The following is a 24391-nucleotide window of genomic DNA, read 5'->3' as shown; positions in this document are numbered from 1 at the left end:
GTATAAAACCATGTCCAAGCACAGCGGCTTTGTGTTTCGCCGCCCCACCCTGGCAAGCAGTATTGCCGATGGCCTGGTGGGGGCCGGTATTCAGGATTTCACCTCCGGCCTGTTTCTCGCGGCGCCCCGACGCACGGGCAAAAGCACTTTTTTGCGCGAAGACCTGATTCCGGAATGTCAGCTGCGGGGCTGGCTGGCGGTGTATGTCGACCTGTGGGCCGACAAGGAAAAAGACCCTGCCGAGCTGATCGCAGGTGCCATTGCGGGGGCGTTGGTGCCGTTTGAAAAGGGCATTCGCAAACTGGCAAAGAGCATTGGCATCGAGAAACTAAGCTTTCTGCGTACGCTTTCCTGGGACTTTACCAAGCCACAATTGCCGGTCGGTGCGACGCTGACCCAAGCGTTGGAATTGCTCCATAGGGCTGCAGAAAAACCCGTTGTACTGGTGATTGACGAAGCACAGCACGCATTAACCACCGAGTCAGGTATCAATGCGATGTTCGCGTTGAAGGCTGCCCGGGATCAGCTCAACCAAGGCCGTGACGAGGAGGGCAGCGGTTTGCGCCTGGTGTTTACCGGCTCCAATCGCGACAAACTCGCCCATTTGGTATTGGGTAAAAGCCAGCCATTCTTCGGTTCCAGCATCACGCCGTTTCCGCTGCTGGGCAAAGCGTTCACCCAGGCCTACACCGTGCACCTCAACGCGCACCTGGCCAAGAACAACCAATTCAACGCGGCTGACATTGATGAGGCGTTTGAGCTGGTAGGTCGGCGTCCCGAGATGTTGCGCACGATCATCGGTGAAGTCGCATTGGAGCTGGGCGAGGCGAGCAATCTTGGCCAACTGCTGCACAGTCGCGCAGAACTGCTGCGCGCGGGTGTATGGACCGAGTTCGAAAGCGCCTGGAACGCCCTGACCATCCCGCAACGTGCGGTGTTGCAGGTGATGGTGGTGCGTTCGCAAAGCAATGAGCCATTTGCGCCGTTTACCGACAGCACGATTACCGCAGTCAGCAAGGCATTGGAGGTTATGCGCAGCGATGTGGTGCCCGGGACCCAGACCATTCAGGCCTGTATCGATGCCCTGCGCGACAAGGAATTGGTATGGAAGTCGAGCCGGGGAGGGTATGCCCTGGAAGACAAGTCGTTCGGGGATTGGCTGCTGCACAAAACCCGCATACCGACTAACGAGTGAAACCCGATGTAGCGCAGTTTATAAGGGAATCATGGAAGGTGTAGGAAGTTTCTTTTTTTCATCGCTAACGGAGACTTATAGCCAAGGACTGCTAACGTCCTATGGGTCTTAGAAGTGGCTCTTGACCAAATGCTTTTGAAATGAAGCGCGCAGGCCAGGAAGCCACTACTTAACCAGAAGAGGTTGGCATGCTTAGAAAACTAGTTACTGTCATCGCGTTCGCGACCACCCCGGTGTGGGCAGTCCAGGCGTCTGCACCTTTCACTGGAGCCGACTACAGCGGGCGCTATGAATGTACCGGCCAGGATAAACATATAGGCAGCTATAAGGGTGTTGTTGATATGGCGCTCGACGCCAAGCAAAGTACTGGCAAGTACGCCGCCTACACCTTCACATTGACCTTGGAAGACAAGTCCCGTTATGACGGAATGGCCGCTGGGACTTCGGATGCGCTGGGCGTTTATTTTGCTCACACCGACCCTGTCTTGAAAGACTTCGGCGTGGGGGTCGCACAAATGACGTCAACCCCGGAGGGCAAAGTGTCCTTCGTTAAGTACTACTACACGCCTGAATACGAAGGCGGTGGTCACGGCTTGGAACACTGCGTCAAAAGCTGATGGGTAGTTACTTTTTCATCAGGGTTGAACAGGCTGTTTTATAAGCTTCATGCTGATACTTGTTCAACGTCGTCGGCAGATCAAAGCTGTGCTTCTTGTTTTGCGCATTGATGGTCTGCGGCGACAGCAGCGTCACCTCCACCCCATCCAGCAACTGAAACACCCCTTCGATCTTGAACGTCGTCGGGCCACCGGCGAACTCGCCTTTTTTACTGCGTTTCTTGATGGCAATGCGCGTGATGCCGTTGGCTTGAACAAACGCCTTCACCTGGGCGGCGAAAGCTTTTACGTTGGCCGCTTCGTCGTCATCGTCGAGGGCGATTTTCTTGGTGGCCAGGGCGACGTGGGTCAGCGCCTGGTTGTCAAGGGAGGCGACGGCGATGATGGCTTCGCTGCCTTTGATTTCGATGCCGCAGATGGTCATGAGCGGGTCCTTTGCGAGGGAGAGGCTTCAGGAAAGGGCTTATTGAAATGCAATTCAAAGAGCTGCTCTATTGTCTTGCTCATTGGTTGAAGTTGGGAAATCTCTATCTTAAGTTTCAATAAGCTTGCTTCTTTGATTTTAATATCTAGCTCATTCAGTACTTCGCCGGGCTTTTGTATTTTCTGAAACCAGCGGCTAAAACCTATCACCGTGCACAGTGACGTGAGCGTCGCGTACAGACCTATGAAAATATAAAACTCTTTTTCGTGGACGAGCAGATAGTCCATGAACGTGTCGAGGTTATCTTTCTCTCGTTCTTTGTATGTAGAAAGTTTTCTTTCTTGTATAACAAGGCTGTTCTTCAGGAAGGTGACGTCGTTGTTGAATGAATCCGGCAGATCTGCGATTTTATGCAGCTCCGGTGTGCCTTTCTCAAGTGCTCCAATGCGTTTGGTGAAGTCGTTTACCATTTGCTCCGTTTGCGAATGGTGGCTTTCCTCGCGTGTTTCTTTTTGGAATCTGTAGTCCAGATAAGAAAAAATAGACACCAGTGTCAGCGCACCTGCAATTAGCCATAAACCAAATACAGCAAGCAACTTATAAATATTGTCGGTGGGTGGGGATGGAAGCCATTGCATGCCGAAAATTCCTTAAATCAGCGTCAGGTAGCGAAAAGCGACAGTGGGACGCTTCTATTGTAGGAATATAGTTACTGTTCTTGGCCAATCGACTCCAAAAACTCCGACCGCTCATCACTCATCCGGGCCAGGCAGTCGTTGTGCGCAATCGCATAGGCCTTGGTGCCGGTCACTGCCGGGAAGGTGTCCACTGCACAATCGGCGTCGCGCAGTTTTTCCCACTTCTGCTGCGCGTCCTTCAGACGGGCGGTAATGTCCGCCAGTTTGGTCTTGTCGCTGCCGTAGGTCGAACCCATGCGCTCCAGCAACCCCTGATAGTTATCTTTGAGCAATTGCTCGGCGGTGGTCTTGTTGTAGGTGGCGCATTCCAAGGTTTGCTGGTCGTTCTCGATACCGTCGCACGGCGTGCTGTCGGTGTCTTCGGCCGCGTGGGCGGTGGTTGCGATGAGTGCCAAAGCCAGGAAAATCGATTTCATTGCGCCGTCTCATATCACGTGATGCGCAATTCTGGCTCAAGCGTAAGACAAAGAACAGCCGACCGTGGGGCCTGTCTTCGCAGGCTTTGTCGCGGATTGACGCTTTCGGCAATTCCCCTGTCGTTTTTGCACCCGGCTCCGTCGGTCCCTGGGCATATGCTGGCCCCAAAGCGCCGGCAGACGATTCGGCGCATGAATAGCCAATAAGGGGACGCCTGATGAGCCCAGCCGAGTTGCACGCCGACAGCATCGTTATCGACGGTCTGATTATTGCCAAGTGGAACCGCGACCTGTTCGAAGACATGCGCAAAGGTGGCCTCACCGCCGCCAACTGCACGGTGTCGGTGTGGGAAGGCTTCCAGGCCACGATCAATAACATTGTCGCCAGCCAGACCCTGATTCGTGAGAACAGCGACCTGGTGATCCCGGTGAAAACCACCGCCGACATCCGCCGCGCCAAGGAGCAGGGCAAGACCGGCATCATCTTCGGCTTCCAGAATGCCCATGCCTTTGAGGATCAGCTCGGCTATGTCGAGATCTTCAAGCAGCTCGGCGTGGGGGTGGTGCAGATGTGCTACAACACCCAGAACCTGGTGGGCACCGGCTGCTACGAGCGTGATGGCGGCCTGTCGGGTTTCGGGCGTGAGATCGTCGCCGAGATGAACCGCGTCGGCATCATGTGCGACCTGTCCCACGTGGGCTCCAAGACCAGCGAAGAGGTCATCCTCGAATCGAAAAAGCCGGTGTGCTACTCCCACTGCCTACCGTCCGGGCTTAAAGAGCACCCGCGCAACAAGTCTGATGAGGAGCTGAAGTTCATCGCCGACCACGGTGGGTTTGTCGGCGTGACCATGTTTGCGCCGTTCCTGGCCAAGGGCATCGACTCGACCATCGACGACTACGCCGAAGCCATCGAATACACCATGAACATCGTCGGCGAAGACGCCATCGGCATCGGCACCGACTTCACCCAGGGCCATGGCCAGGATTTCTTCGAAATGCTCACCCATGACAAGGGCTACGCCCGCCGCCTGACCAGCTTCGGCAAGATCATCAACCCGCTGGGCATCCGCACCGTGGGTGAGTTCCCCAACCTCACCGAGACCCTGCTCAAGCGCGGCCACAGCGAGCGCGTGGTGCGCAAGATCATGGGCGAGAACTGGGTCAACGTGCTCAAGGACGTCTGGGGCGAATAAGCCACTGCTCGCTTAATCCTTCACCCGCCGCCATCCGCGCGGCGGGCATCAAAACGAATTTTCTGGAGTTGAGTTTCCATGGCCAAGATCGCCCCGCAATTGCCAATTGAAGTCGACAGCGAAACCGGTGTCTGGACCTCCGACGCCCTGCCGATGCTGTACGTGCCGCGTCATTTCTTCGTCAACAACCACATGGGTATCGAAGAAGTACTGGGGGCCGACGCCTACGCCGAGATCCTCTACAAGGCCGGCTACAAATCCGCCTGGCACTGGTGTGAAAAAGAAGCTGAATGCCACGGCCTGGAAGGCGTCGCGGTGTTCGAGCACTACATGAAGCGCCTGTCGCAACGCGGCTGGGGCCTGTTCAAGATCCAGGACATCGACCTCGATAAAGGCACCGCCAGCGTCAAGCTTGAGCATTCAGCTTTTGTGTATGTCTACGGCAAGGTCGGACGCAAAGTGGACTACATGTTCACCGGCTGGTTTGCCGGCGCCATGGACCAGATCCTTCAAGCGCGTGGCAGCAAGATCCGCACTGTCGCCGAACAAGTCTACGGAGGCTCCGAAGAGGGCCACGATGATGGTTTGTTCACCGTCAAACCGTTGTAAGCCGAGGACCGTGCCATGGCTTTCGAAGCAATGTTCCAGCCGATCCAGATCGGCAAACTGACCATCCGCAACCGGGTGCTCAGCACTGCGCATGCGGAGGTGTATGCCACCGATGGCGGCATGACCACCGACCGCTATGTGAAGTACTACGAAGAGAAAGCCAAGGGCGGTATTGGCCTGGCGATCTGCGGTGGCTCCTCCGTGGTGGCCATCGACAGCCCGCAGGAATGGTGGGCGTCGGTGAACCTGTCCACCGACCGCATCATCCCGCACTTCCAGAATCTGGCCGATGCCATGCACAAGCATGGCGCCAAGATCATGATCCAGATTACCCACATGGGCCGGCGCTCGCGTTGGGACGGCTTCAACTGGCCGACCCTGATGTCGCCGTCCGGCGTGCGTGAGCCGGTGCACCGTGCCACCTGCAAGACCATCGAGCCAGAAGAAATCTGGCGTGTGATCGGCAACTACGCCCAGGCTGCGCGTCGGGCCAAGGCCGGTGGCCTGGACGGGGTGGAATTGTCGGCCGTGCACCAGCACATGATCGACCAGTTCTGGAGCCCGCGGGTCAACAAGCGTACCGACGAGTGGGGCGGCAGCTTCGAGGGCCGCATGAAGTTCGGCCTGGAAGTGTTGAAGGCCGTGCGTGCCGAAGTGGGGGATGACTTCTGTGTGGGCATGCGCCTGTGCGGTGACGAGTTCCACCCGGACGGCTTGTCCCACGAGGACATGAAGCAAATCGCCAAGTACTACGATGACACCGGCATGCTCGATTTCATCGGCGTGGTGGGCTCGGGTTGCGACACCCACAACACCCTGGCCAACGTCATCCCGAACATGAGCTACCCGCCGGAGCCGTTCCTGCACCTGGCGGCCGGCATCAAGGAAGTGGTCAAGGTTCCGGTGCTGCACGCGCAGAACATCAAGGACCCGAACCAGGCCACGCGCATTCTGGAAGGCGGCTATGTGGACATGGTCGGCATGACCCGTGCGCATATCGCCGACCCGCACCTGATCGCCAAGATCAAGATGGGCCAGATCGACCAGATCAAGCAGTGCGTGGGCGCCAACTACTGCATCGACCGCCAGTACCAGGGCCTGGATGTGTTGTGCATCCAGAACGCTGCGACCTCCCGTGAATACATGGGGGTGCCGCACATCATCGAGAAGTCCACCGGGCCCAAGCGCAAGGTGGTTGTGGTGGGGGCCGGCCCGGCCGGGATGGAAGCCGCGCGCGTGGCGGCTGAGCGTGGCCACGACGTGACGCTGTTCGAGAAAAAGGAGTTTATCGGCGGGCAAATCACCACGGCATCGAAAGCGCCGCAACGTGACCAGATCGCCGGTATCACCCGTTGGTATCAACTGGAGCTGGCGCGTTTGAAAGTCGACCTGCGCCTGGGTGTTGCAGCCGATGCCGAGACCATCCTGGACGTGCGTCCGGACGTGGTGGTGCTGGCGGTGGGCGGGCACCCGTTCATCGAGCAGAACGAACACTGGGGCGCTGCCGAAGGCTTGGTAGTGAGCAGTTGGGACGTGCTCGACGGCAAGGTTGCGCCGGGCAAGAACGTGCTGGTGTACGACACCATCTGTGAATTCACCGGGATGTCGGTGGCCGACTTCCTGGCCGACAAAGGCAGCCAGGTGGAGATCGTCACCGACGACATCAAGCCAGGCGTGGCAATCGGCGGTACGTCGTTCCCCACGTACTACCGCAGCATGTACCCCAAGGAAGTGATCATGACCGGCGACATGATGCTGGAAAAGGTCTACCGCGAGGGCGACAAGCTGGTGGCCGTGCTGGAGAACGAATACACCGGCGCCAAAGAGGAGCGGGTGGTCGACCAGGTCGTGGTGGAGAACGGCGTGCGTCCGGACGAGGCCATTTACTACGGGCTCAAGGAAGGTTCGCGCAACAAGGGCCAGATCGACGTTGAAGCGCTGTTTGCGATCAAGCCGCAGCCATGCCTGAGCGAGGCGGGCGAGGGGTACTTGCTGTTCCGCATTGGTGACTGTGTGGCCCAGCGCAATACCCACGCCGCCATCTATGACGCCCTGCGCTTGTGCAAGGATTTCTGACGCACCTGATCGTTCCCACGCTCTGCGTGGGAATGCCGCCCTGGACGCTCCGCGTCTGCTTTTAAGGTCGTGACGCAGAGCGTCACAGGATGCATGCCCACGCAGAGCGTGGGAACGATCTTAGTGGGAGCTTCACCATGCTGAATACCCTTCTTCCCATCCTGCTTTTTGCCGCCCTGGGCCTCGCCGTCCTCGGCGCCTTGCGCCGGGTGAACATGTGGCGCCGTGGCCGCTCATCCAAAGTCGACCTGCTGGGTGGCCTCTTGGCCATGCCCAAGCGCTACATGGTCGACCTGCACCACGTGGTCGCCCGTGACAAATACATCGCCAACACCCACGTAGCGACGGCGCTGGGCTTTGTGCTGTCGGCGCTGCTGGCGATTGTGGTGCACGGTTTCGGCCTGCAGAGCCGCATTCTTGGTTATGCCCTGCTGCTGGCGTCGACATTGATGTTTGTCGGCGCGATCTTCATGTACCTGCGCCGCCGCAATCCGCCTGCTCGCCTGTCGAAAGGCCCGTGGATGCGCCTGCCGAAAAGCCTGATGGCCTTCTCGGTGAGCTTCTTCCTGGTGACCTTGCCGGTGGCCGGGATTCTGCCCGCCGATTTCGGCAGCTGGCTGCTCGCGGCATTGCTGAGCGTGGGCGTGTTGTGGGGCGTGTCCGAAATGTTCTTCGGCATGACCTGGGGTGGGCCGATGAAACACGCGTTTGCCGGAGCCCTGCACCTGGCCTGGCACCGTCGCGCCGAACGCTTTGGCGGCGGCCGCTCCACCGGTTTGAAACCCCTGGACCTGAGCGATAAAACCGCGCCGCTGGGCGTGGAAAAACCCAAGGACTTCACCTGGAACCAACTGCTCGGCTTCGACGCCTGCGTGCAGTGCGGCAAGTGCGAAGCGGCGTGCCCGGCGTTTGCCGCGGGCCAGCCACTGAACCCGAAAAAACTCATCCAGGACATGGTGGTCGGTTTGGCCGGTGGCACCGATGCCAAGTTCGCCGGCAGCCCGTACCCCGGCAAACCGGTGGGCGAACACGGCGGCAACCCGCACCAGCCGATCGTCAACGGCCTGGTGGACGCCGAGACCCTGTGGTCGTGCACCACCTGCCGCGCCTGCGTGGAAGAGTGCCCGATGATGATCGAGCACGTGGACGCCATCGTCGACATGCGTCGCCACCTCACCCTGGAAAAAGGCGCCACGCCGAACAAGGGCGCTGAAGTCCTGGAAAACCTGATCGCTACCGACAACCCCGGCGGGTTTGCCCCCGGTGGGCGCCTGAACTGGGCGGCAGACCTGAACCTGCCGTTGCTCAGCGACAAAGGCAGTTGCGATGTGCTGTTCTGGGTCGGCGATGGCGCCTTCGACATGCGTAACCAGCGTACCCTGCGCGCTTTCGTCAAAGTGCTCAAGGCCGCCAAGGTCGATTTCGCCGTGCTCGGCCTGGAAGAACGCGACAGCGGCGATGTGGCGCGGCGCCTCGGTGACGAAGCGACATTCCAGTTGCTGGCCACGCGCAATATCCAGACCCTGGCCAAGTACAGCTTCAAGCGCATCGTTACCTGCGATCCGCACAGCTTCCATGTGCTGAAAAACGAATACGGCGCCTTCAACGGCAACTACCGCGTGCAGCACCACAGCACCTTCATGGCCGAGCTGATCGGCGAGGGCGCGCTGAACCTGGGCCAGCACAAAGGCAACAGCGTGACCTACCACGACCCGTGCTACCTGGGCCGCTACAACGGCGAATACGAGGCGCCGCGCCAAGTGCTGCGGGCTTTGGGTATCGAGGTCAAGGAAATGCAACGCTCGGGCTTCCGTTCACGCTGCTGCGGTGGCGGTGGCGGTGCGCCGATCACTGACATCCCCGGCAAGCAACGTATCCCCGATATGCGCATGGACGACATCCGCGAGACCGGTGCCGAACTGGTGGCCGTGGGTTGCCCGCAATGCACGGCGATGCTTGAAGGCGTGGTCGAACCGCGCCCGTTGATCAAGGACATCGCCGAACTGGTAGCCGACGCGTTGCTTGAAGACGCCGCGCCGGCCAAAGCCCCCGTCAAGCGTGAACCTGCGGAGGTGCACTAATGAGCGATATTATCCGCCGCGACCCCCGGGCCGAATGGATCGCCCGTAACCGCCTGCACCCGTTGCACGCGGCGATGCAGCCGGTGCAACACAGCTGGATGGGGCCCAACGGCATCATTCGCAAAAACGTGCATGGTGTCGGTTTTATCGGGCCCAACGGCATCAAGCGCATCGACCGCAGCGGTGCCCAGCAGGGCGGCGCGGCCAAGCGCACCGCGGCAGTGGAAGTGCAATTGCCGCTGCATCAAGTGCCGACCCCGGCGTTCTACATCAACGTGGTGCCGGACATGGTCGGTGGCCGCCTGAGCAGCCACGACCGCGACCTGCTTGGCTTGGCGCGCCACCTGGCCGGCAATGACGGCGCGGTGTTGGCGGTGGTGTTCGGTGAACACAAGGAAAGCGCCTTTGCCACGGCCGGCGTCGACCGGCTGCTGGTGCTGGAGGGGCATGAGTTCGAGGGTTATGCACCGGAGCAACGCGTGCAGGGCCTGCGCGCTGTGGATAACCAATTCAGCCCGCGCCACTGGTTGCTGCCAGACAGCCGCAGCGGTGGTGGTGAGCTGGGGCGGCGCTTTGCCGCCAGCCTCAAGGAGCGCCCGGCAACGCGGGTGTGGCAGATCAAGGGCGAGGAATGCATCGGCCGTGCCGGTGCCGGCCAGGAAGACCTGGCGCGGCCGTTGCCCCGTCTGATCCTCGCTGCCGCCGAATGTGCCGACCCGGTCAGCGAGACCCGCCACGAAGTCTTGCCCGTGGAGTTATCCACAAGCCTGGCGCGCAGTTTGCCTCGTATCGAAGACCTCGGCGCGGTGGCGGTCGATCCGGCAGCGATTCCGATGGCCGAGGCAGAGTTCATTTTCTCCGGTGGCAACGGCGTGAAGGATTGGGCGCTGTTCCACCAGACCGCCGCGGCCCTGGGCGCTACTGAAGGCGCCTCGCGGGTGGCAGTGGACGATGGCTTCATGGCGCGTGATCGCCAGGTCGGCGCCAGCGGCACCTGGGTGACTGCGCGGGTGTACGTGGCGGTGGGCATTTCCGGGGCGATCCAGCACCTGCAAGGCATCGGTGCCTGCGACAAGGTGGTGGCGATCAACCTCGACCCAGGGTGCGACATGATCAAGCGTGCCGACCTGTCGGTGATCGGCGAAAGCGCCGCGATACTGCACGCCTTGATCGCGGCGGTCGAGACCTACCGCAACGGCGCCAAGCGCGATGCAGCCTGAGGATATGACCATGACGAACACTGTATTCAGCCTGGTGTCCATCGGTGCTCACCCCACCTCCGGGCGTCCACGCCGCGCCGAGCAGGATGCGCGCGCGGTTGAGCTGGGGCTGCAACTGGCTGGGGATAAGTTGCAGGTGCTGCACGCTGGTGATGTCAGCGAGCCGACCCTGCGCAGCTACCTGGGCATGGGCCTGCCGCAACTGCAGGTACTGGAACAACCGGCCGGCTCGGACGCCTTGCCGGTGCTCAGTGAGTATCTGCGCGACGCCGGTGCTCAAGTGGTACTGACCGGGAGCCAGGCAGAAACCGGCGAAGGTTCGGGAATGCTGCCGTTCCTCTTGGCCGAGCAACTGGGCTGGCCGCTGATTGTGGGGCTGGCCCAGGTGGAGTCCATCGACGCCGGCGTAGCCCTGGTGCTGCAGGCGCTGCCTCGCGGCCAGCGACGGCGCTTGAAGGTGCGCCTGCCGTTTCTCGCCACTGTGGATAACGCCGCGCCCAAGCCACGCCAGAGCGCCTACGGCCCGGCGCAACGGGGTGAACTGGCCGCCCATGACGTTGAGATTGAACACGACGAGTTATTCACAGGCGCACTGTTGCAACCGGCCAAGCCACGGCCAAAGCGCCTCAAGGTGATCAAGGCCAAGAGTGGTGCCGACCGTATGAAGGCCGCAACGGCCAAGGCCAGTGGCGGCGGTGGGCAGGTGCTCAAGGGCGTGAGCGCTGAAGAGGGCGCGCAAGCGATTCTCAAGCTTCTGGTAGACGAGGGCGTCGTACGCTGAACCCTGACCACCACCAAACCTTGTGGGAGCTGGCTTGCCTGCGATAGCGGTAGGTCAGCAACCCATGCATCCGTTGACGTATTGCAATCGCGGGCAAGCCCGCTTCCACATTTTCCTGCTTTATCTTGGGCTTACCCACAATGCCTGTTGATCCGCCTGTGGATAACCTGTTCGCGGGTGTCCACAAGCCCGGCATATCAAGCTCTGCAGCCCTCTGTACGAAAAATAACCAACCTAACTTGCGGTTTTTGCTCGGGTTTTCACCGGGTTTAGGCCTCGACTTGCCCCCAAAGTCTGTTGGCGCTTTTGTGGATAAGATGTTCGCTATCCGCTACAAGCCTTATAAAACGTGGCTTTCGAGGGGTTGGTCAATAATTGATCAAATCTCACATATTCGCCGTTTAAACGGCTGGATATCCCCGATTCATGAGGGTTTCAAGGGCTTTTCCACAACCCGAACAAAGTTGCCCCCAAAGTCTGTTGGTGCATCTGTGGATAAGGTGTTCGCTTACCGCTGCAAGCCACGCCAAACAAGGCTCTTGGAGGATTGATCAATAAATGAGCTGCTCAAGATAAAACCCGCAAGTTTGAATAAGTCACGGATTTTATTGATTTAATTTGCGAGCACGGCGCACTTGCCCGCAATTGCTGTGGGTGGCTTTGTGGATAAGTTGTTGGGTAAAGGCTGGAGGGCAGGGCGCTAGGGGCTTGCGCGAGAACTGATGTAGGAGCGAGCTTGCTCGCGAAAAACGTCAACGATAACGCGTGTTCCCTGGATGAACGCGGTGCCTGTGAGTTTTTCGCGAGCAAGCTCGCTCCTACATTGTGATCTATGGGGGGCAGTTATTCGTGTGCGGCCACACCTTTTAGGTACGGCGCCGGAGCAGCGCCCAGGTTGCTCAACATGCGCTCGCTGTACCAATCCACAAAATTCACCACGCCAAACTCATAGGTCTTGGAGTAAGGGCCTGGCTGGTAGGCGGTGGAGTTGATGCCGCGCTGGTTCTCTTCGGCCAGGCGGCGATCCTGGTCGTTGGTGGCATCCCACACCTGGCGCATGCGTTCCACGTCGTAGTCCACGCCTTCCACGGCGTCCTTGTGCACGATCCACTTGGTGGTGACCATGGTTTCCTGGGCGCTGATCGGCCACACGGTGAACACAATGATGTGGTCGCCCATGCAGTGGTTCCAGGAGTGCGGCAGGTGCAGGATGCGCATCGAGCCCAGGTCCGGGTTCTTGATGCGGCCCATCAGTTTGGCGCAGCCCTGCTTGCCGTCCAGGGTCATCGACACAGTGCCCTTGAGCAGTGGCATGCGCACGATGCGGTTACGCAGGCCGAAGCTGGCGTGGGCGTAAGGGATTTTTTCGGCATCCCAAGCGGCGGCGGACGCGGCTACGTGATCCTTGAACGCCTGGTCGGCGCGCGGGTCGGTAACGTCGTCCCACTCCAGCAGGGTTTTCAGCAGTTCCGGGTGCGAGGCGTTGCAGTGGTAGCACTCGCGGTTGTTTTCCAGCACCAGCTTCCAGTTGGCTTTTTCGAACAAGGTGGTCTGGATCGCCACCTTGGTGTTCTCCATGTCGTAGGGCTCCATGTAATGGCTGAGCGTCGACAGGAAGTCATCAATGGCCGGTGGATTTTCGGCCAGGCTGATAAAGATGTAGCCGCCAGCAGTCTTCACGTTCACCGGCTTGAGGCCGTACTGCTTCATGTCGAAATCGGCGCCCATCTCGGTGCCGGCGAACAGCAGGCGGCCGTCCAGCTCGTAGGTCCACTGGTGGTAGTGGCACACCAATTTGGCGACCTTGCCCTTCTCGCTGGTGCACAAGCGCGAACCACGGTGGCGGCAGACGTTGTGGAACGCATGCACCACGCCGTCGGCACCCCGGATCACGATGATTGGGTTCTTGCCCACTTGCAGGGTCAGGTAGTTGCCCTTGGTGGGGATTTCGCACGTCATGCCGGCGATCAACCACTCTTTCTGGAAGATCTCCTGCATGTCGATATCAAACAACCGCTCATCAGAGTAGAACGGCTGCGGCAGCGAAAAAGTGCGCTCGCGCTCTTGCAGCATTTGCGCAGTGGCCTTGCGTGCGGGTTCCAGCGGATCGCCCAAGCTTAAGGTTGCGGTGACGTCCATCGTGTGTGTCCTCATGGCCATTCTGTGTGGCCGGCGAATAGTGGCTACGGTTGGTGCTGTGCAAGGCGTAAAGAACGCGTCTTTGTTGGGAGCGAGTGTGGGCCCGGCGTAACGTCGAACCTTATCCATGGGCGACATGGCCCAATCTGATCCCGACGCGCAAGCCCCTGTCTTTGGGGGCTGGTCGCCGTAAGTATGTGAATGTCGCAGATAGGTAAATGGGTGGTTCTCGCGTTACGCAGAATCGCCACCATAAGGCCGACGTCGGCGGTGGAGAACAACATGTCCAATAATTTCCTGAATCCGGTAACCACCCAGACCTGGGCCAATGGTCGGCACATCGTCCGCTGCGTCAAAGTCATCCAGGAAACCTGGGATGTGCGCACCTTCTGCTTCATGGCCGATCAGCCGATCCTGTTCTTTTTCAAGCCAGGGCAATTCGTCACCCTGGAGCTGGAAATCGAAGGCCAGCCGATCATGCGTTCGTACACGATTTCCAGCTCACCGTCGGTGCCTTACAGCTTTTCGGTGACCATCAAGCGTGTGCCGGGCGGCCGGGTTTCCAATTGGTTGCACGACACTTTGCACGAAGGCCAGGAGCTGGCGGTGCACGGGCCGGTCGGGCTGTTCAATGCCATCGACTTCCCGAGCCCGAAAGTGCTGTACCTCAGCGGCGGCGTTGGAATTACGCCGGTGATGTCCATGGCGCGCTGGTTCTACGACACCAACGCGAACGTCGACATGACCTTTATCCACAGCGCCCGCTCGCCCAAGGACATCATCTATCACCGCGAGCTGGAGCACATGGCGTCGCGGATCGACAACTTCAGCCTGCACCTGATTTGCGAAAAACACGGCCTGGGCGAGCCTTGGGCCGGGTATCGCGGCTATCTGAACCACAAGATGCTGGAGCTGATGGTGCCGGACTTCCTGGAGCGCGAAGTGTTCTGCTGCGGCCCTACGCCGTACATGAACGCGGTGAAGCGTTTGCTGGAAGTTGCCGGTTTCGACATGACGCGTTATCACGAAGAATCCTTTGGCGCGACACCGCCCGAAGCCCGTGCCGATGCGGTGGAGCAGGCCGAGCAAGCGGCGGATGCGCCGGAGATCGACCTGGCAGACCTGCATCAAGTGGAATTTATCGCGTCCGGCAAGAGCATTCGCGTGGCGCCGGGGGAAACGGTGCATGCTGCGGCGGCCAAGCTCGGCCTGCTGATCCCCAAGGCCTGCGGCATGGGCATCTGCGGTACGTGCAAGGTCATGAAGCTGGGCGGCGAAGTAGAGATGGAGCACAACGGCGGGATTACCGAAGAGGACGAAGCCGAAGGCTATATCCTGTCGTGCTGCAGTGTGCCGAAGGGTGATGTACGCATCGAGTTCTGATCTGCTCGTTCCCACGCTCTGCGTGGTAACGCCTCCCAGGACGCTCCGCGTCCCGCCGCAGTTGAGGGGTGACGCGGAGCGTCACGGGCTGCATTCCCACGCGGAGCGCGGGAACGATCTTTCCGGCAGCAGGCACATGCTCGTTCCCACGCTCCGCGTGGTAACGCCACCTGGGACGCTCCGCGTCCCGTCGCAGTTGAGGGGTGACGCGGAGCGTCACGGGCTGCATTCCCACGCGGAGCGCGGGAACGATCTTTCCGGCAGCAGGCACATGCTCGTTCCCACGCTCCGCGTGGTAACGCCACCTGGGACGCTCCGCGTCCCGTCGCAGTTGAGGGGTGACGCGGAGCGTCACGGGCTGCATTCCCACGCGGAGCGCGGGAACGATCTTTCCGGCAGCAGGCACATGCTCGTTCCCACGCTCCGCGTGGTAACGCCACCTGGGACGCTCCGCGTCCCGTCGTAAGGGAAGGGGCACGCGGATCTTCAGAGCCAAGGTTGGATGTCGATCAGGCCTGGCATACCTGCATAGTTGCGCGCGCTGGAGTAACGCCAGTGTTCAGCCAGGTCCACATAGCCCCGCTTTATGGGGTTGTGATGGATGTAATCAAGCTTCTGGCGCATGACAGCCTCGCTGTAAACCAACTCCGCATGTGAACCTTCCTGCCACAGTTGATAAACACGATCTGTCTTGTGTGCACGCTTGCAGAAACGCAGGCGCTGCAATACCCGCTCCGCGCCTTTGCTTTGCAGGTCGTCAATGATGGTGCGGGCGGTGAAGGATTTGAATTGGCTGACGCACTTTCCCAGATCGGGCGCTTGAGCAATAAAGTGCAGGTGATTTTCCAGGATGACGTAACCAAACAAGTTTAAAGCGTGGTTGCTTTGTTGATATCGCCAGCAATCCAGAAGATGGTCCACCAGGTAGTTGCGGGTGAAGAGGGGGAGCCATTCCATGACAGTGCAGGTGAGGAAGTGGGGTTTTTCGGGTTCGGTGATGACATAGCGGCTTCTGCCCACGTGTTCATCCTTGATTTGGGGTGGACGCGGAGCGTCCGAGGAGGCATTCCCACGCGGGGCGTGGGAACGATCATGATTCAGCGTCGCGTCGCAGGTCGGGAATCTGCGACGCGAGCCTTAGGTGTTAACAGTTATTGGGCATAGATATGGACAACGAAGTGCTGGCCTGAGTTTGTCAATTCGTAGGCTTTGTCGTAGATGGTCAGCGTTCTGGATGACTCCTGAATGGTGTCCCCGACCTTGGCGTGTTTCCTGAACTCATCCCAGTCAATGACCGTGGTGCTAGTGCTGCCGCCGCTTTGCAGTGTGTTGCCATTGCTTTGATATTCCATGATAAAGCTCTCCATTGATGTGCCTTTGCCGCCGATTATTCGGCTGGCGGTGAAACCCGTAAGGAGGCAGTTACCGCTGCGTTTTCCTTGCGGGTAACGAGAGGCTAGACAATGAAAACGAGCTGCGTGGCTCTCAGAAATATCAAAAAACAGTCTCAGCAATCGGCCAGTACCAACTGGCCGAATTCGTACGTTAAGCGTTCATCACTTCCCGAATATCGGCAGCCAATTCCCTTACACGCTCTTCCTCGGTATCCCACGCACACATGAAGCGCGCACCGCCTTTGCCGATGAAGGTGTAGAAACGCCAGCCCTTGGCAGTCAGCGCTGCAATCGCGGGCTCGGAGAGTTGCAGGAACACGCCGTTGGCCTGTACCGGGAACATCAATTCCACGCCGGGAATATCCGCTACCAGGCTGCTCAGCAATTGTGCGCAATGGTTGGCGTGGCGTGCATGCTTGAGCCAGGCGTCATTTTCCAGCAGGCCCACCCATGGCGCAGAAAGGAAGCGCATTTTCGACGCCAACTGACCGGCCTGTTTGCAGCGGTAGTCGAAGTCTTCAGCCAGTTTGTGATTGAAGAACAGGATGGCTTCACCCACCGCCATGCCGTTTTTGGTACCACCAAAGCACAGCACGTCGACGCCGGCTTTCCAGGTCAGGTCGGCCGGGGAGCAACCCAGGAATGCACAGGCATTGGCGAAGCGGGCACCGTCCATGTGCAGGTTCAGTCCCAGTTCCTTGCAGGTGGCGCTGATGGCGCGGATTTCTTCCGGGGTGTACACGCTGCCGACTTCGGTGGCCTGGGTCAGGGTCACGACGCGGGGTTTGGGGTAGTGGATGTCCTGGCGCTTGAGGGCGATCTCACGGATCGACTCCGGGGTCAGCTTGCCGTTTTCGGTGCGGGCAACCAACAATTTGGAGCCGTTGGAGAAAAACTCCGGCGCGCCGCATTCGTCGGTCTCGACGTGGGCGGTTTCCGAGCAAATCACGCTATGGTAGCTCTGGCACAACGAGGACAGCGCCAGGGAGTTGGCAGCTGTACCGTTGAAGGCGAAGAACACCTCGCAATCGGTCTCGAACAGATTGCGGAAACCGTCGGCGGCACGGTGGGTCCATTCATCATCGCCGTAGGCACGTTGATGGCCCTGGTTGGCTTGTTCCATGGCGGCCCAGGCTTCCGGGCAGATGCCGGAATAGTTGTCGCTGGCAAATTGTTGGCTCTTGTCGGTCATGGCCCGTTCCTGTGGTCGATGTTGGTGCGCACTTTACCCAAGATTGCCGGGGGCACGCACGCACTGTAAATGCAAAGTCGTTGGGGAATTATGCACGGTACTGAAACCTTGCCTGTCGGACCTGTCCGAGATGGCGCTTTGGATCTGCTCAAGTGGCTGGCGCTGTTGAGTATGGTGCTCGATCATTTGCGCTATGTGGGGCTGAGCCTGGATGGGCTATATGTGCCGGGGCGCCTGGCGTTTCCATGGTTTTGCCTGGCGATTGCGGCTAATTTGCACCGTGTCCGTTACGCCCCAGTGACGGGCCATTGGCGCTACCTGGGTTGGTTGCTGCTGTTCAGCGTGATCAGCGAAGTGCCTTATCGGATGTTCATCGAAGATGCCGATACCTTGAACGTGTTGCCGACCCTGGCGCTGGGCATGCTGGTTGCCCGAGGTTGGCAGCAAAAGGCGTTGGTTGATCGAGGATTGGCGCTGATCACCGTCACAATGGCGGCCGTGTTTTCACACCAGTTGATGTTCGGTTTCTTTGGTGTATTGCTGCCACTGGCGATATTGCTGGTGTTTCGCCGGCCCTGGTATTTCAGCGTGCTGCCGGGTTTAGTCTGCGTCGCCGCCAATCAGTGGCAGATTCTGCTCAATAGCGGCACGCTTGTGGCGCTGTCGGGGTTGGCTGCATGTCTGATTGCGCCGCTGGCAGGATTGGTCTTATTGCGACATGGCAAAAACGCCAACCCCCCCGCCATGCGACGCTGGGCCTATGCCCTGTATCCCATGCATTTTCTTCTGTTGCTACTCGTTCGCAAGCTCATTGCCTAGCCCTTGTAGGAGCGAGCTTACTCGCGAAAAACGTCAACAATAACGCGGGCTGCCTGATTGAACGCGGCGCCCTCAGGTTTTTCGCGAGCAAGCTCGCTCCTACAGTTTGTAGGCACCCAGTTAGCATTTGCTCAGGCCATGTCGTAAACGCACCTTTGCGTGGCGTGCGCAGGCATTTGGCCCGCACGCGCCAGCCCTACCATCGCATCAAAGGGCCCTGCGAGGGCCTCAACAATACGAAAGGCTGGGAGAGACGCGATGTTCAGCAAACAAGACCAGATCCAGGGATATGACGACGCACTGCTGGCGGCGATGAATGCCGAGGAGCAGCGCCAGGAAGATCATATCGAGCTGATCGCGTCGGAGAACTACACCAGCAAGCGCGTGATGGAAGCTCAAGGCAGTGGCCTTACCAACAAATACGCCGAAGGCTACCCGGGCAAGCGCTACTACGGCGGCTGCGAGCATGTGGACAAGGTCGAAGCCCTGGCCATCGAGCGCGCCAAGCAGCTGTTCGGTGCCGATTACGCCAACGTGCAACCGCACTCCGGTTCCTCCGCCAACAGCGCCGTGTACCTGGCGCTGATCAATGCCGGCGACACTATTCTGGGCATGAGCCTGGCCCACGGCGGTCACCTGACCCACGGCGCCAAAGTGTCGTCCTCGGGCAAGCTGTATAACGCGGTGCAGTACGGCATCAACACCGACACCGGCCTGATCGACTACGACGAAGTCGAGCGCCTGGCGGTCGAGCACAAGCCGAAGATGGTTGTGGCAGGTTTCTCGGCCTACTCCAAGACCCTAGATTTTCCACGCTTTCGTCAGATCGCCGACAAGGTCGGCGCGCTGCTGTTCGTCGACATGGCCCACGTCGCCGGCCTGGTCGCCGCTGGCCTGTACCCGAACCCGCTGCCTTACGCCGACGTGGTCACCACCACCACTCACAAGACCCTGCGCGGTCCACGGGGCGGTTTGATCCTGGCCAAGGCCAACGAAGAAATCGAAAAGAAACTCAACGCTGCGGTATTCCCCGGCGCCCAGGGCGGCCCGCTGATGCACGTGATCGCTGGCAAGGCCGTGTGCTTCAAGGAAGCGCTGGAGCCCGGCTTCAAGGCTTACCAGCAGCAAGTGATCGATAACGCCCAGGCCATGGCCGAAGTGTTCATCAAACGTGGCTACGATGTGGTCTCCGGCGGCACCGACAACCACCTGTTCCTGGTCAGCCTGATTCGCCAGGGGCTCACCGGCAAAGAGGCGGATGCCGCCCTCGGTCGCGCCCACATCACCGTCAACAAGAACGCGGTGCCGAATGACCCGCAGTCGCCGTTCGTGACCTCGGGCCTGCGCATCGGCACCCCGGCGGTGACCACCCGTGGCTTCAAAGTGCCGCAGTGCGTCGAGCTGGCCGGCTGGATCTGCGACATCCTCGACAACCTCGGCGACGCCGACGTCGAGGCCAACGTGGCCAAGCACGTGTCTGCCCTGTGCGCTGATTTCCCGGTTTATCGCTGAGCGCGGTTTTGGAGTAATGACTATGCAACGCTACTCAGGCTTCGGCCTCTTCAAGCACTCCCTCAGCCATCACGAAAACTGGCAGAAGATGTGGCGCACGCCGACCCCTAAAAAGGTCTACGACGTGGTCATCGTCGGCGGCGGCGGGCATGGTCTTGCGACCGCTTACTACCTGGCCAAGGAACACGGCATCACCAACGTGGCGGTGGTCGAGAAAGGCTGGCTGGGCGGCGGTAACACCGCGCGCAACACCACCATCGTGCGTTCCAACTACCTGTGGGACGAGTCGGCGCACCTGTACGAACACGCCATGAAACTCTGGGAAGGTTTGTCCCAGGACCTGAACTACAACGTGATGTTCTCCCAGCGTGGCGTGTACAACTTGTGCCACACCCTGCAAGACATCCGTGACTCCGAACGCCGCGTGAGCGCCAACCGCCTCAACGGTGTGGACGGCGAACTGCTGAATGCCCAGCAAGTGGCTGACGAGATTCCTTACCTGGACTGCTCGAAAAACACCCGCTACCCAGTGTTGGGTGCCACCGTGCAACGTCGCGGCGGCGTGGCCCGGCACGATGCCGTGGCCTGGGGCTTTGCCCGTGCTGCCGATGCCTTGGGCGTGGACCTGATCCAGCAGACCGAAGTGATCGGGTTCCGCAAGGAAAACGGCGTGTGCATCGGCGTGGAAACCAACAAGGGCTTTATCGGCGCCAAGCGCGTCGGTGTGGTCACTGCCGGTAACTCCGGCCACATGGCTTCGCTGGCCGGTTTCCGCCTGCCGATCGAATCCCACCCGCTGCAAGCCCTGGTGTCGGAGCCGATCAAGCCGATTATCGACAGCGTGATCATGTCCAACGCCGTGCACGGTTACATCAGCCAATCCGACAAGGGCGACCTGGTGATCGGCGCCGGTATCGATGGCTACAACGGCTACGGCCAGCGCGGTTCGTACCCGGTGATCGAGCACACCATCCAGGCCATCGTCGAGATGTTCCCGGTGCTGTCGCGGGTGCGCATGAACCGCCAGTGGGGCGGCATCGTCGACACCACGCCGGACGCCTGCCCGATCATCTCCAAGACGCCGGTACCGAACATGTTCTTCAACTGCGGTTGGGGCACCGGTGGCTTCAAGGCCACCCCAGGCTCAGGCAACGTGTTTGCCGCCAGTCTGGCCAAGGGTGAAATGCACCCGCTGGCCGCACCTTTTTCCATCGACCGTTTCCACAACGGTGCGCTGATCGACGAACACGGCGCTGCGGCCGTCGCCCACTAACAGGAGAAATCCCCTATGTTGCATATCTTCTGTCCTCACTGTGGCGAACTGCGCTCCGAAGAGGAATTCCACGCGTCCGGCCAAGCGCACATCCCGCGCCCGCTGGACCCGAATGCCTGCACCGACGAGCAGTGGGGCGACTACATGTTCTTTCGCGATAATCCGCGCGGCCTGCACCACGAACTGTGGATCCATGCCGCCGGTTGCCGCCAGTATTTCAACGCCACCCGCGACACTGTGACCTACGAAATTCTTGAAACCTACAAGATCGGTGAGAAGCCTCAGTTCACCGCCAAGGCCTCTGGAGAGAAGGTATGAGCCAGATCAATCGCCTGTCCAACGGTGGCCGCATCGACCGTAATAAAGTCCTGACGTTTACGTTCAACGGTCAGAGCTACAAGGGTTTTGAAGGCGACACCCTGGCCGCAGCCCTGCTGGCCAACGGTGTCGACATCATTGGCCGCAGCTTCAAGTATTCGCGCCCACGGGGCATCTTTGCCGCGGGCGCCGAAGAGCCGAACGCGGTGCTGCAGATCGGCGCCACCGAAGCCACGCAGATCCCCAACGTGCGCGCCACCCAACAGGCGCTGTACCAAGGCTTGGTTGCTACCAGCACCAACGGCTGGCCGAGCGTGAACAACGACATGATGGGGATTCTCGGCAAGGTCGGCGGCAAGCTGATGCCGCCGGGTTTCTACTACAAAACCTTCATGTACCCGCAATCGTTCTGGATGACCTACGAGAAGTACATCCGCAAGGCGGCGGGCCTTGGTCGCTCGCCCACCGAGAACGACCCGGACACCTACGACAACTTCAACCGTCATTGCGACGTGCTGGTCGTGGGCGCAGGCCCTGCGGGCCTCGCGGCTGCGCTGGCCGCTGCGCGCAGCGGTGCCCGTGTGATCATCGCCGACGAGCAGGAAGAGTTCGGTGGTTCGCTGCTCGATTCCCGCGAAAGCCTCGACGGCAAGCCGGCCACTGAATGGGTTGCCAGCGTCATTGCCGAATTGAAAGCGCTGCCGGACGTGGTGCTGCTGCCCCGCGCCACCGTCAACGGTTACCACGACCATAACTTCCTGACCATTCACGAGCGTCTCACCGACCATCTCGGTGACCGTGCGCCGATTGGCGTGGTGCGTCAGCGTATCCACCGCGTACGTGCCAAGCGTGTGGTGCTGGCCACCGGTGCGTGCGAGCGCCCGCTGGTGTATGGCAACAACGATGTGCCGGGCAATATGCTCGCGGGTGCGGTGTCTACCTACGTGCGTCGCTACGGCGTGGCACCGGGTAAGAAGCTGCTGCTGTCGACCAACAACGATCATGCCTACCGCGTTGCGCTGGATTGGTTCGATGCGGGCCTCACCGTTGTTGCGGTGGCCGATGCGCGCCACAACCCACGCGGGGCTCTGGTTGAAGAAGCTCGCGCCAAAGGCATTCGCATCCTCACCGGCAGCGCCGTGATCGAGGCCCGTGGCAGTAAGCACGTGACCGGTGCCCGCGTGGCAGCCATCGACGTCAAGGCGCACAAAGTCACCAGCCCCGGCGAGTGGCTGGACTGCGACCTGGTCGCCAGCTCCGGCGGTTACAGCCCGGTGGTGCACCTGGCCTCGCACTTGGGCGGCAAGCCGACCTGGCGTGAAGATATCCTCGGGTTTGTACCCGGCGAAGCACCGCAAAAACGCGTGTGCGTTGGCGGTATCAACGGTGTCTACGGCCTTGGCGATTCCCTCGCTGATGGCTTTGAAGGCGGCGTGCGTGCGGCCAGCGAAGCCGGTTTTGCCCCGGTTGAAGGCACGCTGCCAAAAGCCTTGAGCCGTCTTGAAGAACCCACCCTGGCGCTGTTCCAGGTGCCCCACGAAAAAGCTACCGCACGGGCGCCAAAGCAATTTGTCGACCTGCAAAACGACGTGACCGCCGCCGCCATCGAACTGGCCACCCGCGAAGGTTTCGAGTCGGTGGAGCACGTCAAACGCTACACCGCGCTGGGCTTCGGCACTGACCAGGGCAAGCTGGGTAACGTCAACGGCCTGGCCATCGCCGCCCGTTCGTTGAACGTGACCATCCCGCAGATGGGCACCACCATGTTCCGTCCCAACTACACGCCGGTGACGTTCGGCGCCGTAGCGGGCCGTCACTGTGGGCATATCTTCGAGCCGGTACGCTACACCGCGCTGCAGGCCTGGCACGTGAAGAACGGCGCCGAGTTTGAAGACGTCGGCCAGTGGAAACGCCCGTGGTATTTCCCGCGTAACGGTGAAGACCTGCACGCCGCAGTGAAGCGTGAATGCCTGGCCGTGCGTGACAGTGTCGGCCTGCTGGATGCCTCCACCCTCGGCAAGATCGACATTCAGGGCCCGGATGCCCGCGAGTTCCTCAACCGCATCTACACCAACGCCTGGACCAAGCTCGACGTGGGCAAGGCGCGCTACGGCCTGATGTGCAAGGAAGATGGCATGGTCTTCGACGACGGCGTGACGGCCTGTCTGGCCGATAACCACTTCCTGATGACCACCACCACCGGCGGCGCCGCCCGCGTGCTGCAGTGGCTGGAAATCTACCAGCAGACCGAATGGCCGGACCTCAAGGTGTACTTCACCTCGGTCACCGACCATTGGGCAACCATGACCCTGTCGGGCCCCAACAGCCGCAAGCTGCTCAGTGAAGTCACCGACATCGACCTGGACAAGGACGGCTTCCCGTTCATGACCTGGAAGGAAGGCCTGGTGGGCGGCGTGCCGGCGCGGGTGTTCCGTATCTCGTTTACCGGTGAGCTGTCGTACGAAGTCAACGTGCAGGCCGACTACGCCATGGGTGTGCTGGAAAAGATCGTCGAGGCCGGCAAAAAGTACAACCTGACCCCGTACGGCACCGAGACCATGCACGTACTGCGCGCTGAGAAGGGCTTCATCATCGTCGGGCAAGACACCGACGGCTCGATGACCCCGGACGACCTGAACATGGGCTGGTGCGTTGGCCGTACCAAGCCGTTCTCGTGGATCGGCTGGCGCGGGATGAACCGTGAAGACTGCGTGCGTGAAGAGCGTAAGCAGTTGGTGGGGCTCAAGCCGATCGACCCGAACGTGTGGCTGCCGGAAGGCGCGCAGTTGGTGTTCGATCCGAAGCAGACGATTCCGATGAAGATGGTGGGTCACGTTACCTCAAGTTATGCGCATAACTCCCTGGGCTATTCGTTTGCCATGGGTGTGGTGAAGGGCGGCTTGAAGCGCATCGGTGAGCGGGTGTTCTCGCCGCAAGCGGATGGCAGCGTGATCGAAGCCGAGATTGTGTCTTCGGTGTTCTTTGACCCCAAAGGTGATCGGCAGAACGTCTGACACCTGATCGTTCCCACGCTCTGCGTGGGAATGC

Annotated in this window: 21 protein-coding genes; 14 read left to right on the top strand and 7 right to left on the bottom strand. The window is 60.2% G+C overall.

Annotated elements, in window-relative coordinates:
* Nucleotides 1–10 precede the first annotated feature (10 nt).
* Both HBO10_RS06360 and HBO10_RS06355 read left to right on the top strand, forming a co-directional pair.
* On the top strand, nucleotides 11–1195 hold the full coding sequence (locus HBO10_RS06360; protein WP_034128885.1) for an ATP-binding protein: 1185 nt from the start codon (nucleotides 11–13) through the stop codon (nucleotides 1193–1195).
* Between the two features lie 188 nt (nucleotides 1196–1383).
* Nucleotides 1384–1812, top strand: a complete 429-nt coding sequence (locus HBO10_RS06355) for a hypothetical protein (RefSeq protein ID WP_034128884.1) — start codon at nucleotides 1384–1386, stop codon at nucleotides 1810–1812.
* Nucleotides 1813–1819: 7 nt separating this feature from the next.
* On the opposite strand, the gene HBO10_RS06350 is transcribed toward HBO10_RS06355, so the two are convergent.
* The 3 genes from HBO10_RS06350 to HBO10_RS06340 all read right to left on the bottom strand — a co-directional run bounded on the left by HBO10_RS06350 (nucleotide 1820) and on the right by HBO10_RS06340 (nucleotide 3350).
* On the bottom strand, nucleotides 1820–2236 hold the full coding sequence (locus HBO10_RS06350) for a DUF3010 family protein (RefSeq protein WP_034128883.1): 417 nt from the start codon (nucleotides 2234–2236) through the stop codon (nucleotides 1820–1822).
* Entirely contained in the window at nucleotides 2233–2874 is a 642-nt protein-coding gene (locus HBO10_RS06345; RefSeq protein ID WP_034128882.1) for a hypothetical protein, read from the bottom strand. The genes HBO10_RS06350 and HBO10_RS06345 overlap by 4 nt, the downstream gene beginning before the upstream one ends.
* A 71-nt stretch (nucleotides 2875–2945) precedes the next feature.
* Nucleotides 2946–3350 (bottom strand): lysozyme inhibitor LprI family protein, encoded by a 405-nt coding sequence (locus tag HBO10_RS06340; protein ID WP_034128881.1) that lies wholly within the window; start codon nucleotides 3348–3350, stop codon nucleotides 2946–2948.
* A 218-nt stretch (nucleotides 3351–3568) separates the two neighbouring features.
* Between HBO10_RS06340 and HBO10_RS06335 the strand changes: the two genes are divergently transcribed.
* The 6 genes from HBO10_RS06335 (at nucleotide 3569) to HBO10_RS06310 (ending at nucleotide 11313) form a co-directional block, all read left to right on the top strand.
* Nucleotides 3569–4546 carry a dipeptidase gene (locus HBO10_RS06335; protein WP_032879065.1) on the top strand — a complete coding sequence of 326 codons (978 nt, stop codon included), beginning with the start codon at nucleotides 3569–3571 and terminating at the stop codon, nucleotides 4544–4546.
* A gap of 78 nt (nucleotides 4547–4624) precedes the next feature.
* Complete coding sequence (locus HBO10_RS06330; RefSeq protein ID WP_008033249.1) at nucleotides 4625–5155, top strand: DUF5943 domain-containing protein; 531 nt, start codon at nucleotides 4625–4627, stop codon at nucleotides 5153–5155.
* 15 nt (nucleotides 5156–5170) lie between these two features.
* A complete protein-coding gene (dgcA, locus tag HBO10_RS06325) occupies nucleotides 5171–7231 on the top strand; it encodes a dimethylglycine demethylation protein DgcA (RefSeq protein ID WP_014720244.1) in 2061 nt (686 codons plus the stop codon).
* Nucleotides 7232–7368: 137 nt separating this feature from the next.
* Entirely contained in the window at nucleotides 7369–9312 is a 1944-nt protein-coding gene (dgcB, locus tag HBO10_RS06320) for a dimethylglycine demethylation protein DgcB (RefSeq protein ID WP_034128880.1), read from the top strand.
* Nucleotides 9312–10532: an electron transfer flavoprotein subunit alpha/FixB family protein gene (locus tag HBO10_RS06315; protein ID WP_034128879.1), complete on the top strand. Its 1221-nt coding sequence runs from the start codon at nucleotides 9312–9314 to the stop codon at nucleotides 10530–10532. The genes dgcB and HBO10_RS06315 overlap by 1 nt, the downstream gene beginning before the upstream one ends.
* A gap of 10 nt (nucleotides 10533–10542) precedes the next feature.
* Nucleotides 10543–11313, top strand: coding sequence for an electron transfer flavoprotein subunit beta (locus HBO10_RS06310; RefSeq protein ID WP_034129070.1), 771 nt, complete (start codon nucleotides 10543–10545; stop codon nucleotides 11311–11313).
* A gap of 843 nt (nucleotides 11314–12156) precedes the next feature.
* Here HBO10_RS06310 and gbcA read toward each other — a convergent pair.
* Nucleotides 12157–13452: a glycine-betaine demethylase subunit GbcA gene (gbcA, locus tag HBO10_RS06305; protein WP_014720238.1), complete on the bottom strand. Its 1296-nt coding sequence runs from the start codon at nucleotides 13450–13452 to the stop codon at nucleotides 12157–12159.
* A 282-nt stretch (nucleotides 13453–13734) separates the two neighbouring features.
* On the opposite strand from gbcA, the gene gbcB reads away from it, so the two are divergent.
* Entirely contained in the window at nucleotides 13735–14835 is a 1101-nt protein-coding gene (gene gbcB, locus HBO10_RS06300; protein WP_014720237.1) for a glycine-betaine demethylase subunit GbcB, read from the top strand.
* Between the two features lie 486 nt (nucleotides 14836–15321).
* Here gbcB and HBO10_RS06295 read toward each other — a convergent pair whose 3' ends face one another.
* The 3 genes from HBO10_RS06295 to HBO10_RS06285 all read right to left on the bottom strand — a co-directional run bounded on the left by HBO10_RS06295 (nucleotide 15322) and on the right by HBO10_RS06285 (nucleotide 17421).
* A complete protein-coding gene (locus HBO10_RS06295) occupies nucleotides 15322–15855 on the bottom strand; it encodes a hypothetical protein (RefSeq protein WP_003194866.1) in 534 nt (177 codons plus the stop codon).
* 131 nt (nucleotides 15856–15986) lie between these two features.
* Complete coding sequence (locus HBO10_RS06290) at nucleotides 15987–16187, bottom strand: hypothetical protein (RefSeq protein WP_034129068.1); 201 nt, start codon at nucleotides 16185–16187, stop codon at nucleotides 15987–15989.
* A gap of 193 nt (nucleotides 16188–16380) precedes the next feature.
* Complete coding sequence (locus HBO10_RS06285) at nucleotides 16381–17421, bottom strand: low specificity L-threonine aldolase (RefSeq protein ID WP_003194862.1); 1041 nt, start codon at nucleotides 17419–17421, stop codon at nucleotides 16381–16383.
* A gap of 90 nt (nucleotides 17422–17511) precedes the next feature.
* Here HBO10_RS06285 and HBO10_RS06280 point away from each other — a divergent pair, with 90 nt between their 5' ends.
* From HBO10_RS06280 to HBO10_RS06260, 5 genes are all read left to right on the top strand, one after another.
* Nucleotides 17512–18240, top strand: a complete 729-nt coding sequence (locus HBO10_RS06280; protein ID WP_034128878.1) for a TraX family protein — start codon at nucleotides 17512–17514, stop codon at nucleotides 18238–18240.
* A gap of 258 nt (nucleotides 18241–18498) precedes the next feature.
* On the top strand, nucleotides 18499–19752 hold the full coding sequence (gene glyA / locus HBO10_RS06275) for a serine hydroxymethyltransferase (protein WP_003194857.1): 1254 nt from the start codon (nucleotides 18499–18501) through the stop codon (nucleotides 19750–19752).
* A gap of 22 nt (nucleotides 19753–19774) precedes the next feature.
* Complete coding sequence (locus tag HBO10_RS06270; protein WP_003176546.1) at nucleotides 19775–21025, top strand: sarcosine oxidase subunit beta; 1251 nt, start codon at nucleotides 19775–19777, stop codon at nucleotides 21023–21025.
* Nucleotides 21026–21040: 15 nt separating this feature from the next.
* Entirely contained in the window at nucleotides 21041–21343 is a 303-nt protein-coding gene (locus tag HBO10_RS06265; protein WP_003194855.1) for a sarcosine oxidase subunit delta, read from the top strand.
* Complete coding sequence (locus tag HBO10_RS06260) at nucleotides 21340–24357, top strand: sarcosine oxidase subunit alpha (RefSeq protein WP_034128877.1); 3018 nt, start codon at nucleotides 21340–21342, stop codon at nucleotides 24355–24357. The genes HBO10_RS06265 and HBO10_RS06260 overlap by 4 nt, the downstream gene beginning before the upstream one ends.
* The last annotated feature ends 34 nt before the right edge of the window (nucleotides 24358–24391 follow it).

Source organism: Pseudomonas sp. WS 5503 (assembly GCF_012985385.1).
GTDB classification, from domain to species: domain Bacteria; phylum Pseudomonadota; class Gammaproteobacteria; order Pseudomonadales; family Pseudomonadaceae; genus Aquipseudomonas; species Aquipseudomonas paracarnis.
This window is presented reverse-complemented; position numbering and strand designations above follow the sequence as displayed.

What these genes read in the sequence shown, in the direction of transcription:
- HBO10_RS06360 (WP_034128885.1), top strand. Translation starts at nt 11, where the DNA reads ATGTCCAAGCACAGCGGCTTTGTGTTTCGCCGCCCCACCCTGGCAAGC.
- HBO10_RS06355 (WP_034128884.1), top strand. Translation starts at nt 1,384, where the DNA reads ATGCTTAGAAAACTAGTTACTGTCATCGCGTTCGCGACCACCCCGGTG.
- HBO10_RS06350 (WP_034128883.1), bottom strand. Translation starts at nt 2,236, where the DNA reads ATGACCATCTGCGGCATCGAAATCAAAGGCAGCGAAGCCATCATCGCC.
- HBO10_RS06345 (WP_034128882.1), bottom strand. Translation starts at nt 2,874, where the DNA reads ATGCAATGGCTTCCATCCCCACCCACCGACAATATTTATAAGTTGCTT.
- HBO10_RS06340 (WP_034128881.1), bottom strand. Translation starts at nt 3,350, where the DNA reads ATGAAATCGATTTTCCTGGCTTTGGCACTCATCGCAACCACCGCCCAC.
- HBO10_RS06335 (WP_032879065.1), top strand. Translation starts at nt 3,569, where the DNA reads ATGAGCCCAGCCGAGTTGCACGCCGACAGCATCGTTATCGACGGTCTG.
- HBO10_RS06330 (WP_008033249.1), top strand. Translation starts at nt 4,625, where the DNA reads ATGGCCAAGATCGCCCCGCAATTGCCAATTGAAGTCGACAGCGAAACC.
- dgcA (WP_014720244.1), top strand. Translation starts at nt 5,171, where the DNA reads ATGGCTTTCGAAGCAATGTTCCAGCCGATCCAGATCGGCAAACTGACC.
- dgcB (WP_034128880.1), top strand. Translation starts at nt 7,369, where the DNA reads ATGCTGAATACCCTTCTTCCCATCCTGCTTTTTGCCGCCCTGGGCCTC.
- HBO10_RS06315 (WP_034128879.1), top strand. Translation starts at nt 9,312, where the DNA reads ATGAGCGATATTATCCGCCGCGACCCCCGGGCCGAATGGATCGCCCGT.
- HBO10_RS06310 (WP_034129070.1), top strand. Translation starts at nt 10,543, where the DNA reads ATGACGAACACTGTATTCAGCCTGGTGTCCATCGGTGCTCACCCCACC.
- gbcA (WP_014720238.1), bottom strand. Translation starts at nt 13,452, where the DNA reads ATGGACGTCACCGCAACCTTAAGCTTGGGCGATCCGCTGGAACCCGCA.
- gbcB (WP_014720237.1), top strand. Translation starts at nt 13,735, where the DNA reads ATGTCCAATAATTTCCTGAATCCGGTAACCACCCAGACCTGGGCCAAT.
- HBO10_RS06290 (WP_034129068.1), bottom strand. Translation starts at nt 16,187, where the DNA reads ATGGAATATCAAAGCAATGGCAACACACTGCAAAGCGGCGGCAGCACT.
- HBO10_RS06285 (WP_003194862.1), bottom strand. Translation starts at nt 17,421, where the DNA reads ATGACCGACAAGAGCCAACAATTTGCCAGCGACAACTATTCCGGCATC.
- HBO10_RS06280 (WP_034128878.1), top strand. Translation starts at nt 17,512, where the DNA reads ATGCACGGTACTGAAACCTTGCCTGTCGGACCTGTCCGAGATGGCGCT.
- glyA (WP_003194857.1), top strand. Translation starts at nt 18,499, where the DNA reads ATGTTCAGCAAACAAGACCAGATCCAGGGATATGACGACGCACTGCTG.
- HBO10_RS06270 (WP_003176546.1), top strand. Translation starts at nt 19,775, where the DNA reads ATGCAACGCTACTCAGGCTTCGGCCTCTTCAAGCACTCCCTCAGCCAT.
- HBO10_RS06265 (WP_003194855.1), top strand. Translation starts at nt 21,041, where the DNA reads ATGTTGCATATCTTCTGTCCTCACTGTGGCGAACTGCGCTCCGAAGAG.
- HBO10_RS06260 (WP_034128877.1), top strand. Translation starts at nt 21,340, where the DNA reads ATGAGCCAGATCAATCGCCTGTCCAACGGTGGCCGCATCGACCGTAAT.